Here is a 14,538-nt window from a genome sequence, read left to right on the forward strand (position 1 = left end):
CGCCGGCTCCTCCAGGCCGTCAAGGGGCTGGAGTTGGTGGAACTGCCGGGCGCGGAGGAGTGCTGCGGCTTCGGCGGCACCTTCGCCGTGAAGAACCCCGACGTCTCGGCCGCGATGGGCACCGACAAAGTGCGCAACGCCGAGGCGACCGGCGCGCGGACGCTGTGCGCGGCCGACAACTCCTGTCTGATGCACCTCGGCGGCACGATGACACGGCTGGGCAGCGCGATGCGGCCGGTCCACATCGCCGAGATCCTGGCGAGCACCAAGGAGGAACCTCTCGTATGAGTGGTACGTATCTGGGCATGCCGGCGTTCCCCGTGGCCGCGCGAGCCGCGGTCGGCGACACGACCCTCCGGGCCAACCTGCGCCACGCCACCCACACCATCCGCGACAAACGCACCCGCGCCGTCGCCGAACTCGACGACTGGACCGCCCTACGCGAAGCCGGCAAACAGATCAAGGACCACACCCTGCGCCACCTCGACCGCTACCTCCTCCAACTCGAGGAATCGGTCCAACGAGCCGGAGGAACCGTCCACTGGGCCACCGACGCCGCCGAAGCCAACCGCATCGTCACCGACCTCGTCAAAGCCACCGGCGAAAGCGAGGTCGTCAAAATCAAATCCATGGCCACCCAGGAAATCGGCCTCAACGAACACCTCGAAACCCACGGCATCCGCGCCTACGAAACCGACCTCGCCGAACTCATCGTCCAACTCGGCCGCGACCGCCCCTCCCACATCCTCGTCCCCGCCATCCACCGCAACCGCCACGAAATCCGCGACATCTTCACCCGCGAAATGAGCAACTGGGGCCGCCCCGCCCCCCACGACCTCACCGACGACCCCACCGCCCTCGCCGAAGCCGCCCGCCTCCACCTCCGCGAAAAGTTCCTCCGCGCCAAAGTCGCCATCTCCGGAGCCAACTTCATGGTGGCCGACACCGGCACCCTCGTCGTCGTCGAATCCGAAGGCAACGGCCGCATGTGCCTGACCCTCCCCGACACCCTCATCTCCGTCGTCGGCATCGAGAAGACCATCCCCACCTGGCAAGACCTCGAAGTCTTCCTCCAAACCCTCCCCCGCTCCTCCACCGCCGAACGCATGAACCCCTACACCAGCATGTGGACCGGCACCACCGACAACGACGGACCCCACACCTTCCACCTCGTCCTCCTCGACAACGGCCGCACCGACACCCTCGCCGACACCACCGGCCGCCAAGCCCTCCGCTGCATCCGCTGCTCCGCCTGCCTCAACGTCTGCCCCGTCTACGAACGAGCCGGAGGCCACGCCTACGGCTCCGTCTACCCCGGCCCCATCGGCGCCATCCTCACCCCCCAACTCCGCGGCACCACCACCGACATCGACACCACCCTCCCCTACGCCTCCACCCTCTGCGGCGCCTGCTACGACGCCTGCCCCGTCGCCATCGACATCCCCGAAGTCCTCATCCACCTACGGGAGAGGGTGGTCGAAGGCGGCCCGGTCACCCGTGACGGCACGAAGACGGTGATCCGCCCCGCCCGCGGGCACGCCGCCGAGCGCGCCGCCCTGCGCGCGGCCCGCTGGGCGCTCGGTCACCCCGCCGTCCTGCGCACCGGACAGCGGCTCGCGAGCCGCACACGGCGCTTCCATCCGCGCCGGCTCCCCGGCCCGGGCCGCGCGTGGACCGCGAGCCGGGATCTGCCCGCGGTGCCGGCTGAGCCGTTCCGCGACTGGTGGCTGCGGACGAACGGTGGGAAGGGAGAGGCGTCATGACCGGCAGGAGGACGATCCTGGACCGCGTCCGGCGGGCGCTGGCCGATGTTCCGGCGGGTCAGGTCGCGTACGAGCACGCCGTCTCGCGTGGTTACGTACGGGAGCACGGCTCGCGCACCCCGGAGGAGACGGTCGCGCTCCTGGCGGAGAACCTGGCCGACTACCGTGCCGTGGTGCACCGCGTCGACGCCGGCGGCCTGCCGGTGCTGCTGGCCCGGTTGCTCGCCGAGCGCGGTGCGTCCGGTGTGCTGGTGCCGGAGGGGCTGCCCGCGGAGTGGCTCGCGGCCACCGACGCCGAGCCCGTCCGCGACCGGGCAGCGAGCACCCCGTACGAACTGGACCGGGTGGGCAGTGTCGTCACCGGCTGTGCGGTGGCCATCGCCGAGACCGGCACCCTGGTCCTGGACGGCTCCGCGGGCCAGGGGCGCCGTCGCCTCACCCTCGTGCCCGACCACCACATCTGCGTCGTACGCGTCCCCGACCAGGTGGTCTCCTCCGTGCCGCAGGCCCTCGAACGCCTCGATCCCGTCCGCCCCCTGACCTGGATCTCCGGTCCGTCCGCGACCAGCGACATCGAACTGGACCGGGTGGAGGGCGTTCACGGGCCCCGCACCCTGGAGGTGGTGCTGGTCGGCGACCTGTGAACCTTCGGCACAGGCCCGGACGCCTGTCGTGGCGAATGCCGGGTACCCGCCTCCCGTACGGGCAGTGACGCGGGCAGCGTCCTCGGCCGCTCTTGGGGAGTGAAGAACGTGACAGTCAAGGCGATGGGTTGGGCGCACTCGTTCCCCGTGTCCGGGGGTGTGCGCGCCGGACGGCAGTGGACGCGGGGGCACTTGGCCTCCCTGCCGTGGACGGCACGGGAACCCGAGACGGTGGATGCCATCATCCTGACCGTCTCCGAACTGCTCACCAACGCCCACGTCCACGCGCACAGCGACGCGCAGCTCGTGCTCACCTGGGACGGCGACTGCCTCCACATCAGCGTCCACGACGACGACCCGTCGCTGCCCCGGCCCCGCGACGCCGACGACAGCGCGGTCTCCGGCCGGGGCGTGAGCATCGTCCAGGCCCTCGCCGACGACTGGGCCATGCGGTGCCAGCGGCACGGCAAGACGGTGACGGCCTGCTTCCGGCCGGCCACCGGATCGGCGGAGTGACCCGGTCGGCCGGGGAGCTGCCCAGGCCCGTGCCAAAGCCTTGACAGGTCCACCGCTCACTTCTTAAATCACACCATGAACTAACCCGCTCGTGGTCCACACCTCACCCCCGGCGATGCGCCCCTGAGGCCGAGAAGCCGCTGGACGGAACGCCCTCCGCCGTAAGGGGGTTCCGTCCAGTGTTCCGGCGTGGGGCGGCTCGGTGTGCGGTCACACGCCGTGCCGCCCCACGCCCTCTCCTCCCCGTCCGCGCGTCAGCGAGGCGATCCCGGAACCGACGACGCTCGTCACGGCGAGGCTTCCGACCACGATCATCCCCACGCCGACCACGAAGAGGCCGCTGGAGTCGTCCGACCAGTCGACCCAGGCGGCTACGGCCAGGCCGGCGGTCGTGCCGAGGACGGCGTCGGCGACGCGTCCGCGCGAGGCCGTCCAGTACACCGGGGCCAGGAGCATGACGACCAGTCCGATCACCTGCCAGGCCTCGTAAGGGCCGGTGGTCGAACCGTCCGGGTGCACGTCCCGGTGCTGGTCCCAGCCCAGCCAGGCGGCCCACGCCCCCATCGCCACGGCAGCCGTCACGGCCGCGGCCGAGATCCGAGGGGCGCGATTCAGTCGTCGTTGTCGCATGGCTTCACTCTCACCGCCCCACCGGTCACCGCCCAGAGCGCGGATACTCAGCCGCACCCGAGTACGTCGACCGGCCCGAGCGGTCCCGGCCGGGCCCATCCCTGGTGGCGGCGCAAGCCCTGCGTGGTCGCGCTGACCGGCCGGCTGCCGGAGCCGCATGTCGCCGACCTGATGGCCCGTGTCCGCGACGCGGGCGACGTGGGCGAGGTCCGCATCGCGCCACCGACTCCGACGCCGGCCCCGACAACGCCCGCGCGGTCCGCGAAGCCCTGGAAGGAGCCGGTTTCCGCTGGATCGACGACACGACCGGCGCGATACGGGTCACCGGGCTGAGCGTCTACCACTTCGGCTCCCGCGAACCCCTGAGCGTCGACACCCTGCTCTTCTCCTGGCAGGACTGAGAGACTCGGGCCCCGGCGAAGATTGCGATTCGGTGGCGAAGTGCCGCCGTCGCGTTGCCCCGTGCCGTGTCCCGGAGTTGAGTCCGGCATGCAGACTCGCAGAAACCAGTACACGGTGATGGACGGTGTCTACTGGCTCAGGGGCGAAGGATCACCCTGCGCTCGGTGGACCGAGCAGCCGCCCGCCCCCGCCGACGGTGACGACCGGACCGCGAGCCGCCGCTCCCGGACGGCCTGGCTCCGGACGGTGGAGCTGTTCACCGGGGAGCCCGCGACCGTCGTCCGCGTCGTCATGCTCACGGGGGCTTCGGTCACCGTCGCCCTGTCGCCTCTCCTCCTGCCCCGCTGAGGCGGCTCACGGCGGGACGCCTCTCAGGGAACGTCCCGGACGGGCCGGTAGGTGAGCAGGGCGAGGTTGTCGCCGACGGTGCGCATGTCGCCCAGGCGAGGAACACGTCGACCAGGCGCGGCCCGGTCCCGGATTCCCCGCCCCGGTGCCGCGGTGGGGGAATCCGGGACCGGCCGGGTGAGCCGGCCCGCCTGCCGCGGGGCGGAGATCAGGGCTTGTTGGCGAGGGCCCCGAGGTACTGGTTCACCTGCTCCAGCCGCGCGTCCACGCTGCCCGTCTTCTCGGACACCGCCCGCAACTCGTCACAGACCGCCAGCAGCGCGAGCGCCACCGCCCTGGCGGAGGGATCGGACACCTCGTCCAGGGCCGACCGGGCCGCGTCTGCCGCCGAAACGGGTCGGGGTGCCTGTGCCATGGCTACGCCTCCTGCCCGGCCGACCATCGGCCGCTGTGGTACGTCTGCCCCGAAAACGGCGCCTCCGTACAGCGACGGACCCCTTCGGCGGTCCGGCCTGTCGTCCGGACCGGCCCAGCAAGATCGGCAGGACATCGCCTCGGTCGACCTAGCCGAGCAGCCTGGTGCTCGCGAGGCTGTGGGCGAAGGAGTTCGCCGTCCCCTCGGCGTAGTCGTAGGAACCGGCTCCGAGCCCGAAGCCGGCCTGCGCCGTCGCCGCGGCGGCGTTCATGGTGGACGCGGCGGCGGAGTCGAGGCGCCCCGTCACCGGGTCGGGGGCGGGCTCGGCGGCCTGCGAGGGCGCGGGGAGGACCAGGACGACGCCGGCCAGGAGTCCGACGGTGAGGACGCGCTTCATGGTGTTCATGACTCCCTCAACGATCAAGCCGTCCGACGGTCATCACCCGTACGGACGAGGTGTCAGGCCGTGGCCTCGGCGTCCCCGTCGGGGACGCGCAGCGCCAGGATCGCGACGTCGTCGTCGTTGTCGGCGGGCCGTACGCGGTCGAGGAGGACGTCGCAGAAGGCGTCCAGCGGCCGGTCGGCCAGACGCCCCGCCTCATGACGGAGACGGGCCAGGCCGTCGTCGAGGGTGTGGGTGCGGGACTCGATCAGGCCGTCGGTGTAGAGCAGCAGCGTCGAGCGCGGCGGCAGCGCCTCCACATGGTCGGCGCGGGGAAGCCGCGCACGGGTGCCGAGCATGATGCCGCCGCCGGGGGTGAGGAAGCGCGCACTGCCGTCCTCGCCCACCAGGAGCGGCGGGGGGTGGCCGGCGTTGGTCCACCGCAACCGCCAGCCGCCTTCCTCGTCGTGCTCGACACGGGCGAGGACGAGGGTGGCCGTGGAGGCCTCCACGATGTGGTCGAGCGCCTCGTCGAGACGTTGGACGGCTTGGCTCAGGGGCCCCGACTGCGACCAGGTGAACGCCCGCAGCATGTTCCGCAACTGTGCCATCCCGGCGGCGGCGTCGAGATCGTGGCCGCCGACGTCCCCGATCACCACGGCGGTCGCGCCGTCGGTCAGGGTGAAGGCGTCGTACCAGTCACCGCCGACCTGGGAGGCGTGCGGCGCGGGCTGGTAGCGCGCGGCCATCCGCAGACCCGGCACGGTGGGCAGGTGCGGCAGGAGATGGCGTTGCATGGTCTCCGCCACCCGCTGCTGCCGCTGGTAGAGGCGCGCGTTGTCCAGGGCGAGTCCGGCCCGGCGGGTGATGTCCTCCAGGAGGGAGAGGTCCGCGGGGGTGAACGCCTCGGCCTGTTCGGAGCGGCCGAGGGTGAGCGCGCCGAGGACCTCCCGCAGGGTGCGGATGGGCGCGATGGCGGCGGAGTGGATCCCCGTGGCCTTGAAGAGCCGTCGCTGCTCGACGGCGATGCCGGAGTCCGCCGTCCCGCTGTACGTGTCGGGCCCGGCCAGGGCCGACGCCGCGCCGCGCAACGCCCGGGAGAGCGGCATCGTCGACTCCTGCGGGACCGGCGGGAGCGATCCCTCCAGGTCGGTCCGGTGGACCAGAGCGCCGTCCTGGTGGTGGACCACGGCCGCGCGGCGTACCTCCCGGTCCTCGGTCAGCAGGTCGATGACCACCCAGTCCGCCAGGCGCGGCACGAGCAGTGTGACCAGCCGCTTCAGCGCCTCGTCCCTGTCGAGGGTGGACGTCAGCCGGGTCGTCGTCTCGGCCAGCAGCGCGAGCCGGCCCAGCTCCGTCAGGGCTCCGGACGTGTCGGAGGTCGGCTCGGCCGGGGGAGGAGGGGTGGAGGCGGGCGCGGAAAGGGTCGGGAGAGCGGCGGCGGCAGTGGCGTCGGCGGTGGCGTCCCACGGGGTCAGGGCGCGCGCGGACTCGCCGAACACGACCAGAGCGCCCTTCCCGCCGTCGGCGAGCGCGCACGGGACGACGAGCCACCACAGGCGGAGGAGCTGACCGTCGGCCCGCTCGAACCAGCCCTGCTCCTCGTGCTCGACGAGCCGGCCGAGGAAGGCCCGCATGATCGGGCACTGGGCGCGCGGCATCGTACGTCCGTCGCCGTCCCGGTGCAGGAGGGCATGGGCGTCCTGACCGATCAGCTCCGCGGCGGGCCGCCCGAACAGCGCCTCGGCCCGCGCCGTCACCCGGGCGATGGTCCCCTGGTCGTCCACGAGGTAGGCGGGCGCCTCGAGACCGCCGAACATGTCGAACACGTCGGCCGGGGCCGTCACAGCGTCTCCGCCGGGGCTCGCTTGCGTCTTCGCCCGTACCACGCCCGCGCCTCCACCCACCCCGACCTCTGGCTGCACACGCCTACTGTCCCATGTCAGCGGGTCGAAACAGCCGCCGCTGCGGGCCCGAGAAGCACCGGGCGCCGGCTCATCGGCCGCCGCCGTGCCCCACCCCCCGGTGCATTCCGTCGCAAACCCGCTGGTTAGAGTCGTGGACGTCGCGCCGCCGCATCGGGTTGAGGCGCGGCGCCGGGCCGGCTGTCGATCACAGAGATTGCCCGTACGACGTCGACGTCGCCGTTCTCGTCACCGTTCTCGTCCCTGCCCCGGCCGCCCGGCCGCCTGTCCCGGAAACACCGCACATGAGTATCGACGCCCCTTCGCGTCCCGAGTCCGCCCAGCCCGCCCCGGCCACGCAGCCCACGCCGTCCACGCGGCCCACCACCGGGAGGGCGTCACGGCACGGCGCCGCTCGTGTCCGGCGGCTGAGGATCTCCGGCCGGGCCCCTGCCCGGCCCGCGCCGTCGGCCGCCTTCCACAGCGTCAGCGCCGCGACGACGGTCCTGCTCGGCCTGGTCGCGATCGGCGCCGTCATCCACGAGCCGGTGCTGATACCTCCCCTGGCCGCCAGCGCCGCCCTGGTGCACAGCGCCCCGGCGCTCCCCCTGGCGCAGCCCCGCAGCGTGGTGATCGGCCACCTCGTCGGCGCGGTGGCGGGCTTCGCCGTGCTGGGAGCTGCGGGCAGCAGTCCCTGGGCCGCTGCGGTGGCGGCCGGTGTCACGCTCGCCCTGAACACGGCCGCCCGCACCCCGCACTCCCCCGCGTGTGCTTCCGCCGTCGTGATCGTTCTCCAGACGCCCGCGCCCACCCGGTACGTGCCTCTGCTGCTCGGCTCGGCCGTCCTGCTCGTGCTGACCGGGTACGCCGCTTCCCGTATCCGGCGCAACGCACCGAAGTACCCCTCCTACTGGTGGTGAGGCGGCCGGATGGCCGCCGGCGGAAAGCAGTGGCGTGCGCGTTCCCCGTGCGGCCAAGATGATCTCCATGAGCGACGAACCTGCACGATGGACCCAGGCGACCGTCTACCCCGACATGTGGACGGACCCCGCCGACGACCCCCGCGACAGCGAGGGAGCCGGTCCGGAGGGTGAGCTCGCGACGCTGCTGGACTTCCTGGCGAACTACCGCCTGACCCTGCGCATGAAGTGCGAGGGCCTGGACCCGGAGCAGCTGGCCCGTCGGTCGGTCCCGCCGTCGACGATGTCGCTGCTCGGCCTGCTCCGGCACCTCGCCGAGGTGGAGCGGGACTGGCGCAACTGGATCAGCGACGGTGACCCGCTGCCGAGGCTGTACGGCAGGAAGGACGCGGACTTCGACGGAGCCGTCGCCGAACAGGCCGTGGTCGACGGCGCCTACTCCGATCTGGAGCGCGAGCAGGCGGCGGTCGACGCCGCATTGGCCGCGCACGCGGACCTGGGCGTGCGCGTGGGCCGGGAGGGCATCGCGGTCCGCGAGCTGATGGTGCACCGGATCGAGGAGTACGCCCGGCACTGCGGACACGCCGATCTGCTGCGCGAGTGCGTCGACGGCCGGGTCGGCCAGTAGCCCCGGGGAATTCCGGTCCCGGCCGGGACGCGTCACGACGACCGGTGGGGGTACCCGACGGGCGACAGGGAGCGCGACGGGACGGAAGAGGAGCACCAGTGATCACCGAGCGGCAGCTTGCGGCCCTGGCCGGATGCCCGGTCGACGGCGAGGGCGGGCAGCACGTGGGCGACGTGGACTACTTCCTCCTGGACGACACCACCGGGAAGCCCGAGTGGGCGCGGATCATCGACCGGGGCACGGGCCCGAGGGACGCCTTCGTCCCGCTTCGTGGCGCCGAGCCGAGGGAAGGGCGCCTGGCGGTGCCGTACCCCCTCGCCCTGATCGAGCGGGCTCCGCGTGTGACGCCGGAGCACGACGGGGTTCTCACGGTGGCCGAGGAGGAGCGGTTGATCGCGCACTACGGCCTCAGGAACGCCCGGGAGGAGACGAACACCCAGGCGGGCGCCGGCTGGGCGCAGATGGACCGGGCACAGGCCATCCGCGAGGGCACGGACGGCCATGAGCGCAGCCGGTCCCGCCTGCGGCGCCCGTCGGCGGGCTCGGCGTAGTACGCCCGGCATGGGCGACGGCGCCCCGGCACAGCGGCCGACGGTCGCCGGGCCGGGGCGCCGTCGTCTGCTCCATGGCCCCCGGACGGTATCGCCGGCGTCGGCTGAGCGATCGCCGGACGGTATCGCCGGCGTCGGCTGAGCGATCGCCGGACGGTTTCTCCGGCGTCGGCTCAGCATGGGGCGAAAGGGTTCGCCGACGTCGGCTGGGCAGGCCCCGGGGCGGTTTCTCCGGCATCGGCTCAGCGGGCGCCGGGCGGGGCGCCGTCGTCGGCCTCGCCCGTCAGCCAGGTGCCGATGCCGGCGAGCGCGGTGGGGCCGTAGTCCTCGTCGACGTTCCTCGCCAGGTCGGCGATGGAGACGTCCTCCAGAGCCGCCGGCCAGGCGGCCTCCGCGCCGGCCATGGCGCGGGCGATCGCGCACGGTCACCTGGCGGCCACGCGCTACGAGGAGTGGATCCGGGGCGCCCGATGACCGGTGGCGGGCGAGCGCCCCGTCCACCACCTTCGGTTCTTCCCGGTCAGACGTTGCGCCACTTGGCGACACCGAAGGAGAACACCCCGAACAGCGCCAGGCCGACCGCCACGGTGATGAGCAGCCACGGGCCGGCGGGGGTGTAGGCGAACGAACGGATCGCGTCGTCCACGCCCTTGGCCTCGGCCGGGTCGAACTGAACGGCGGCCTTGAGGGCGAAGAACCCGACCGCGGCGAAGACGAGGCCGCGGGAGACACCGCCGGCGACCCCGGTGAGGTTCATGAAGCGGCGCTGGTTCGTGGACATCCCGCCCCACTTCAGGTGCTTGCGGAACTTCCGCAGGCAGGCGCTGCCCGCGATGCACAGCCCCGCGACGACGATGCCGGCGGCCACCGCGCCGACCCACCACTGGCCGCCCGGGAGGCCCAGGGCACGGTCGGTGACGTCCTGGCTCTGGCGGTCGCTCGACCCCGCCCCGCTGCCCCGGGACCCCGCCGCGAAGGAGAGCACGAGGAAGGAGACGACCGCGTAGAAGACGAACCGGAAGCCGGACATGGCCCGCTTGGTCGCGCGGCCCCCGTCCGGCCCGGCGGCGCCGAACACGGCCTCCGTCAGGCGCCACACCGCCATTCCGGCGAGCCCCACGCCCAGGGCCCACAGCAGGACGGCGCCGAAGGGAGTGGAGGCGACCTCGGCCAGGGCGCCGCCCCGGTCGGCCTGTTCGCCGGTGCCCGTCCATCCGATGCGTACGGCGAGGACGCCGATCAGCAGATAGAGCACTCCGCGCGCCGCAAGGCCCGCCCGGGCGCCCGCCCTCACCGCGTCCCCGTGGGCCGCTCGTCTCGCCACCGCCGTGGGTGACCCCACTCCTGTCATGTCCCGCCCCTCCCCTGGTTCCGGAGATAGCGGGTGCCCCGTCCCCCCGAAGCCAACCCTCCCGTCGCCGGTCCCGGGCGGGTCAGAAGGCGTAGCGCACGCGCAGCCAGGGGGCGCGGGTCTCGATCATCCGGCGCATCGACTCGACGGCGGACGCCTTGACCGCGTTGCGGTAGCGGACGTTCAAGCTGCCGTTCTCCGAGCGCTTGGGCTGCTGGAGGTCAGGGCGCCACAGGAGCTCCTCGCCGCGGGGGTGCCAGCCGAGGTTGACCTCGTGCAGGTCCTGGTTGTGGGTGAGCATGATGATCTCGGCCGCCGCCTGCTCCCGCACCCGGCGCGGGAGCACGTCGTCCATGGCGCGGAGCAGCTCGTCCCAGGCCTGTTCCCAGCCCGGACGGATCACCACCGGGGAGAGGTTGAAGTGCACCTCGTAGCCGGCGTCGAGGAAGTCCGCCGCCGCCGCGAGGCGGTCCGGGACCGGGCTGGTCCGGATGTCGAGGAGCTTGGAGTCGTCCGGCGGCATCAGGGAGAAGCGGATCCGGGTGCGGCCTCGGGGGTCGAGGCGGAGCAGGTCCGGGTTGACGAACTTGGTGGCGAAGGACGCCTTGGCCGTCGGCCACCGGCGGAACGCGTTGATCAGGTCGGCGGTGTTGTCGCTGATCAGGTCGTCCACCGAGCAGTCACCGTTCTCCCCGATGTCGTACACCCAGGCGTGCTCGTCGCATTGGTTGGGTTCGGGCTTGGGGCCCGCGGCGGCGATGTGGCGGCCCAGGCTGCCCAGGACGCGGTCGACGTTGGTGAAGACGGTGATGGGGTTGGCGAAGCCCTTGCGGCGCGGGACGTAGCAGTACGCGCAGGCCATGGCGCAGCCGTTGGAGAGTCCGGGGGCGATCCAGTCGGCGGACCGGCCGTTGGGGCGGACGCCGAAGGACTTGCGCTCGCCCAGGACCAGCGTCTCGCGCTTGACCCTCACCCACCGTTCGGCGTTTCCCTCGTTGCCGTGGAGGTGCGGGATGCGCCAATGGGAGTCGGTCTCGACGAGGCGGGCCTCGGGGAAGCGCGCGATGATCTGGCGCCCCCGCCAGGAGTCCGCGGCGGCGGGCTCGGCGTGGATCTCCGCCACGTGCAGCAGCATGCGCGCCCGCGTTCCGTCGCGGAACGGGCGGCTGCCGGCCTCGTCGGCCGGCGCTGCCGCCGCCAGGAGGTCGTCCATGCTGAACAGGCCCTCGGCGTCGTCCACCGGTTCGTCCCCCGGTTCTCCGGAACGCTGTCGCATGTCCTCTCCGCTGGCACGGTGCTGACGCGGGTGCCGGGCCGGCGCGTGGCCGATGACACGGCGTCGTCCCAGTGTACGGAGGGGGGCGGGGTTCCGGCGGAGCCGGACGGCAGGGGCGGCGAGGCGCGGTGAGGTCCCGCCGCGTGTACGGAGGGCAGGGGTCCCGGCGGGGGCGGCCCGCCGGGGCGGCGAGGCGCGGTGGCCGGCCGCCGCCGGGGCTCAGGGCCGGTCGGCGGGGCCGTCCGGGTCGGAGTGGCTCTCCCGGTCCGACGGGGGCCAGACGTAGGGGAGGTCGTCGGGGACCCCGGGGAAGCGGTGGGCGTAGACCTCAGGGGCCTTGCGCAGCAGCGCGGACTGGTGGCTGCGGTGGAACGCGGGGTCACCGAGCCAGGGCGGCAGCTCGCCGTCGGCTGTGAGGTCGCCCTGTTCGCGCACGACGGCCCTGGGCCGCCAGGCGAGGTAGTCCGCCATCAGGGTGGCGGCGCAGGTGTCGGGGCGCCCCTCCGCCGTCCACACGCCGCAGACGTCCAGTCCGTAGCGCACCAGGGCTTCCTCGTAGCCGGCCCACATCCGCACCGCCAGATGCCGACGCCAGCCGTATCCGGGGACGGTGAGTCCCCGGAAGACCTGCAGGGCCTCGACGCGCTGTTTGCCCAGACGTCTCGGGTCCAGCACGGCGGCCGACTCGGTGAAGTCCGGGTACGGGAGAAATGTCTGCATGCACGAACCCCTACCCCGTGCGTGGCCGACGGGGTCAGAGCGGAGCGCCGCCGAACCCGATCTGGTTGCCGTCCGGGTCGTGGTAGGTGACCTTGCGGACGCCGTTCGCGTAGGTCTCGCGGTCGGTGGGCGAGAGCCCGCGGCCGGCGATGGCGGCGACGCGCCGGTCGAGGTCGTCCACGAAGAGCGTGTGCAGGGCGTGGCCGGCGCGGCCGGGCCGGTGCTCGATGTAGACGTAGCGGTGGTCCGCCAGCTTCCAGACGGCTTCCGTGTCGTTCGGGAGGAACGCCGGCGGGGCGCCGAACAGCCTCTCGTACCAGGCGAGCGCCGCTGCGTAGTCCTCCACCGGGATGCCTGCGAAAAGATCGACGGCCATGACGTCATCCTAGGGGCGTCTTGTCGATCAGGCCGGATCAGGGAGCGGCGGCCGGGGCGGGCCACAGCACGGCGCCGGGGCACCGCGCTGTTCCCGTGGGGTCTCCTCAGGGCCCCTCGTGGCGTCCTTCCGGCTGGGCGGTGTGGTCCCGGTGGCCGTGGGTGCGGCGCTTCTCCTTCATCTCGGCTTCGTAGAGGTGGTCGCGGCCCTCGGCGAGCGCGGAGACGGCATCGCGCTCCAGTCCCTTGAACGGCTCGTAGTACGTCCGGTCGTACGCCTCGATGATCTGGTACGTCCAGTGTCCGGGGATGACGTTCCGGCCCAGGATCTCCCGTAGGACGAGGTCGGCCCACTCGTCGTGACCCGCCTGCCTGAGCAGCTCCACCGCCCGGTCCAGTTCGAGGTCGGCGGTACCGGTGAGCTGGTGGAAGGAGTAGAGGTGACCGCGAGCCCGTTCGGTCGTCTCCAGGGCCTTGGACAGGGAGCCCAGTGCCTCGACCGTCAGGTCGCCGACTCCTTCGGGGCGCACACGGCGCCGGTCGTGGGGGTGCCCGTCATCGAGTTCCATGCCGCACTGGTGCCCTGGGCGTGGCGGCCGCACACCCGCGGGCGGCGGCGCTGGCCCGGCCGGGGGAACGCGCGGTGGCCGTCGCGGCTGCCGCCGGTCGGCGGCCCTGGGCAGCGAGACGTGACGGACACGGACTTAGGGGCGGTCACGGCCCGCTTCGTCGGCGAGTCCGCCCGGTCCGAGCAGGCCCGTCGCGGGCAGCGGGCCCCCTTCCGCGAGACGCGGCAGGGTGCGGGCCGAGGTCCAGGCCACGAGCAGGGGCAGGAGGGGGCGTACGGGCTGTGCGACACGCAGCCAGGGAGGCGCGTAGACGGTGGCGGAGCGGCGTAGGACCGCGTCGGCCAGCCAGGTCGCGACCCGCTCCACCGGGTACACCTTGCGCGCCGGGCGCGGCATGTGGGCCCGCAGCTCCCTCAGGACGTCATGGGCGTCCACGTCCCGCACCATGTCGGTGTCCGTCCAGTGCAGGTAGGCGATGCCGACGCCGACGCCCTGGTAGGCGCACTCGGCGCGCAGCGACTGCGCGAAGGACTCGGCCCCGGCCTTCGACGCGCAGTAGGCACTCATCATCGGGGCCGACCCGAAGGCCGCGGTCGAGGCGACCTGGAGGAAGTAGCCCCGTGAGGCCAGCAGTCCGGGCAGGAACACCCGGGCGGTGACCGCGCTGCCGACGAGGTTGACCTCGATCACGCGGCGCCATGTCCGCGGGTCGGACGTGGCGAACGGGCCGCCCTCGGCGATGCCCGCGTTGGCGATCACCACCGACGGCTCCCCGAGGTCCCGCGTCACGCGGTGGGCCGTCCGCTCCATCAGGTCGTCGTCGGTCACGTCGACTTCGTAGCACCGGTTCTCCACGGGCAGCCGTCGGGCGACCTGCTCCAGCGTCTCGGCCTCCCGCCCGAGCAGGGCGACCCGCATCCCCCGTCCGGCCAGCTCCCTGGCGAGCCCGGCGCCGAGACCGCGCGCCGCTCCCGTCACGACCGCCGTACGTCCCTTCAAGGGGTTGGCGTGGGACATGGTTCTCCAAGGGGGTGCACCGGGGCCACGTGGTTCCGTGCCTCCCCCGGCCGGAGAGGCACGACCATGGCACCACCGCCGGCGGAGCCGTGCCTGCCGGCTGCGCCGATTGCCGCATCGGACGCGT

19 protein-coding genes are annotated in these 14,538 nt (G+C 73.0%); 8 read left to right on the forward strand and 11 right to left on the reverse strand.

Annotated elements, in window-relative coordinates:
- The 4 genes from ACZ68P_RS20975 to ACZ68P_RS20990 all read left to right on the forward strand — a co-directional run.
- On the forward strand, positions 1–288 hold a 288-nt coding region (locus tag ACZ68P_RS20975), incomplete at its 5' end, for a heterodisulfide reductase-related iron-sulfur binding cluster (RefSeq protein WP_471008245.1).
- Positions 285–1,763: a lactate utilization protein B gene (locus ACZ68P_RS20980; protein WP_471008247.1), complete on the forward strand. Its 1,479-nt coding sequence runs from the start codon at positions 285–287 to the stop codon at positions 1,761–1,763. The genes ACZ68P_RS20975 and ACZ68P_RS20980, both read left to right, overlap by 4 nt.
- Positions 1,760–2,407, forward strand: a complete 648-nt coding sequence (locus ACZ68P_RS20985; RefSeq protein WP_471008248.1) for a LutC/YkgG family protein — start codon at positions 1,760–1,762, stop codon at positions 2,405–2,407. The genes ACZ68P_RS20980 and ACZ68P_RS20985 overlap by 4 nt, the downstream gene beginning before the upstream one ends.
- A 108-nt stretch (positions 2,408–2,515) precedes the next feature.
- The gene (locus ACZ68P_RS20990; RefSeq protein WP_471008250.1) at positions 2,516–2,923 is read left to right on the forward strand and encodes an ATP-binding protein; all 408 of its coding nucleotides are present in this window, start codon (positions 2,516–2,518) and stop codon (positions 2,921–2,923) included.
- A 210-nt stretch (positions 2,924–3,133) separates the two neighbouring features.
- On the opposite strand, the gene ACZ68P_RS20995 is transcribed toward ACZ68P_RS20990, so the two are convergent.
- Entirely contained in the window at positions 3,134–3,553 is a 420-nt protein-coding gene (locus ACZ68P_RS20995; RefSeq protein WP_471008251.1) for a hypothetical protein, read from the reverse strand.
- Between the two features lie 489 nt (positions 3,554–4,042).
- Here ACZ68P_RS20995 and ACZ68P_RS21000 point away from each other — a divergent pair, with 489 nt between their 5' ends.
- Complete coding sequence (locus ACZ68P_RS21000; protein WP_471008254.1) at positions 4,043–4,303, forward strand: hypothetical protein; 261 nt, start codon at positions 4,043–4,045, stop codon at positions 4,301–4,303.
- A gap of 208 nt (positions 4,304–4,511) precedes the next feature.
- Here the strand turns inward: ACZ68P_RS21000 and ACZ68P_RS21005 are convergent, their stop codons facing one another.
- From ACZ68P_RS21005 to ACZ68P_RS21015, 3 genes are all read right to left on the reverse strand, one after another.
- Positions 4,512–4,718 (reverse strand): hypothetical protein, encoded by a 207-nt coding sequence (locus ACZ68P_RS21005; protein ID WP_365722447.1) that lies wholly within the window; start codon positions 4,716–4,718, stop codon positions 4,512–4,514.
- Positions 4,719–4,866: 148 nt separating this feature from the next.
- On the reverse strand, positions 4,867–5,124 hold the full coding sequence (locus ACZ68P_RS21010) for a hypothetical protein (RefSeq protein ID WP_471008256.1): 258 nt from the start codon (positions 5,122–5,124) through the stop codon (positions 4,867–4,869).
- A gap of 53 nt (positions 5,125–5,177) precedes the next feature.
- On the reverse strand, positions 5,178–6,920 hold the full coding sequence (locus ACZ68P_RS21015; RefSeq protein ID WP_471008784.1) for a PP2C family protein-serine/threonine phosphatase: 1,743 nt from the start codon (positions 6,918–6,920) through the stop codon (positions 5,178–5,180).
- A 389-nt stretch (positions 6,921–7,309) separates the two neighbouring features.
- On the opposite strand from ACZ68P_RS21015, the gene ACZ68P_RS21020 reads away from it, so the two are divergent.
- The 3 genes from ACZ68P_RS21020 to ACZ68P_RS21030 all read left to right on the forward strand — a co-directional run bounded on the left by ACZ68P_RS21020 (position 7,310) and on the right by ACZ68P_RS21030 (position 9,103).
- Positions 7,310–7,924: an HPP family protein gene (locus ACZ68P_RS21020; protein WP_471008259.1), complete on the forward strand. Its 615-nt coding sequence runs from the start codon at positions 7,310–7,312 to the stop codon at positions 7,922–7,924.
- Between the two features lie 58 nt (positions 7,925–7,982).
- Positions 7,983–8,552, forward strand: a complete 570-nt coding sequence (locus ACZ68P_RS21025; RefSeq protein WP_471008785.1) for a mycothiol transferase — start codon at positions 7,983–7,985, stop codon at positions 8,550–8,552.
- A 98-nt stretch (positions 8,553–8,650) separates the two neighbouring features.
- On the forward strand, positions 8,651–9,103 hold the full coding sequence (locus ACZ68P_RS21030; RefSeq protein ID WP_471008260.1) for a hypothetical protein: 453 nt from the start codon (positions 8,651–8,653) through the stop codon (positions 9,101–9,103).
- Positions 9,104–9,345: 242 nt separating this feature from the next.
- Here ACZ68P_RS21030 and ACZ68P_RS21035 read toward each other — a convergent pair whose 3' ends face one another.
- The 7 genes from ACZ68P_RS21035 to ACZ68P_RS21065 form a co-directional block, all read right to left on the reverse strand.
- On the reverse strand, positions 9,346–9,507 hold the full coding sequence (locus tag ACZ68P_RS21035) for a hypothetical protein (RefSeq protein ID WP_471008262.1): 162 nt from the start codon (positions 9,505–9,507) through the stop codon (positions 9,346–9,348).
- Between the two features lie 116 nt (positions 9,508–9,623).
- Complete coding sequence (locus ACZ68P_RS21040; RefSeq protein WP_471008265.1) at positions 9,624–10,454, reverse strand: DUF1206 domain-containing protein; 831 nt, start codon at positions 10,452–10,454, stop codon at positions 9,624–9,626.
- A gap of 82 nt (positions 10,455–10,536) precedes the next feature.
- A complete protein-coding gene (locus ACZ68P_RS21045) occupies positions 10,537–11,730 on the reverse strand; it encodes a spore photoproduct lyase family protein (RefSeq protein ID WP_471008268.1) in 1,194 nt (397 codons plus the stop codon).
- A 219-nt stretch (positions 11,731–11,949) separates the two neighbouring features.
- The gene (locus ACZ68P_RS21050) at positions 11,950–12,450 is read right to left on the reverse strand and encodes an MSMEG_6728 family protein (protein WP_471008270.1); all 501 of its coding nucleotides are present in this window, start codon (positions 12,448–12,450) and stop codon (positions 11,950–11,952) included.
- A 34-nt stretch (positions 12,451–12,484) separates the two neighbouring features.
- Positions 12,485–12,826: a VOC family protein gene (locus tag ACZ68P_RS21055; RefSeq protein ID WP_471008273.1), complete on the reverse strand. Its 342-nt coding sequence runs from the start codon at positions 12,824–12,826 to the stop codon at positions 12,485–12,487.
- Positions 12,827–12,932: 106 nt separating this feature from the next.
- Positions 12,933–13,394, reverse strand: a complete 462-nt coding sequence (locus ACZ68P_RS21060; RefSeq protein ID WP_471008275.1) for a hypothetical protein — start codon at positions 13,392–13,394, stop codon at positions 12,933–12,935.
- Positions 13,395–13,529: 135 nt separating this feature from the next.
- Positions 13,530–14,411 (reverse strand): SDR family oxidoreductase, encoded by an 882-nt coding sequence (locus tag ACZ68P_RS21065; RefSeq protein ID WP_471008278.1) that lies wholly within the window; start codon positions 14,409–14,411, stop codon positions 13,530–13,532.
- Positions 14,412–14,538 lie beyond the last annotated feature (127 nt).

It is taken from the genome of Streptomyces sp. NPDC036822, assembly GCF_055609145.1.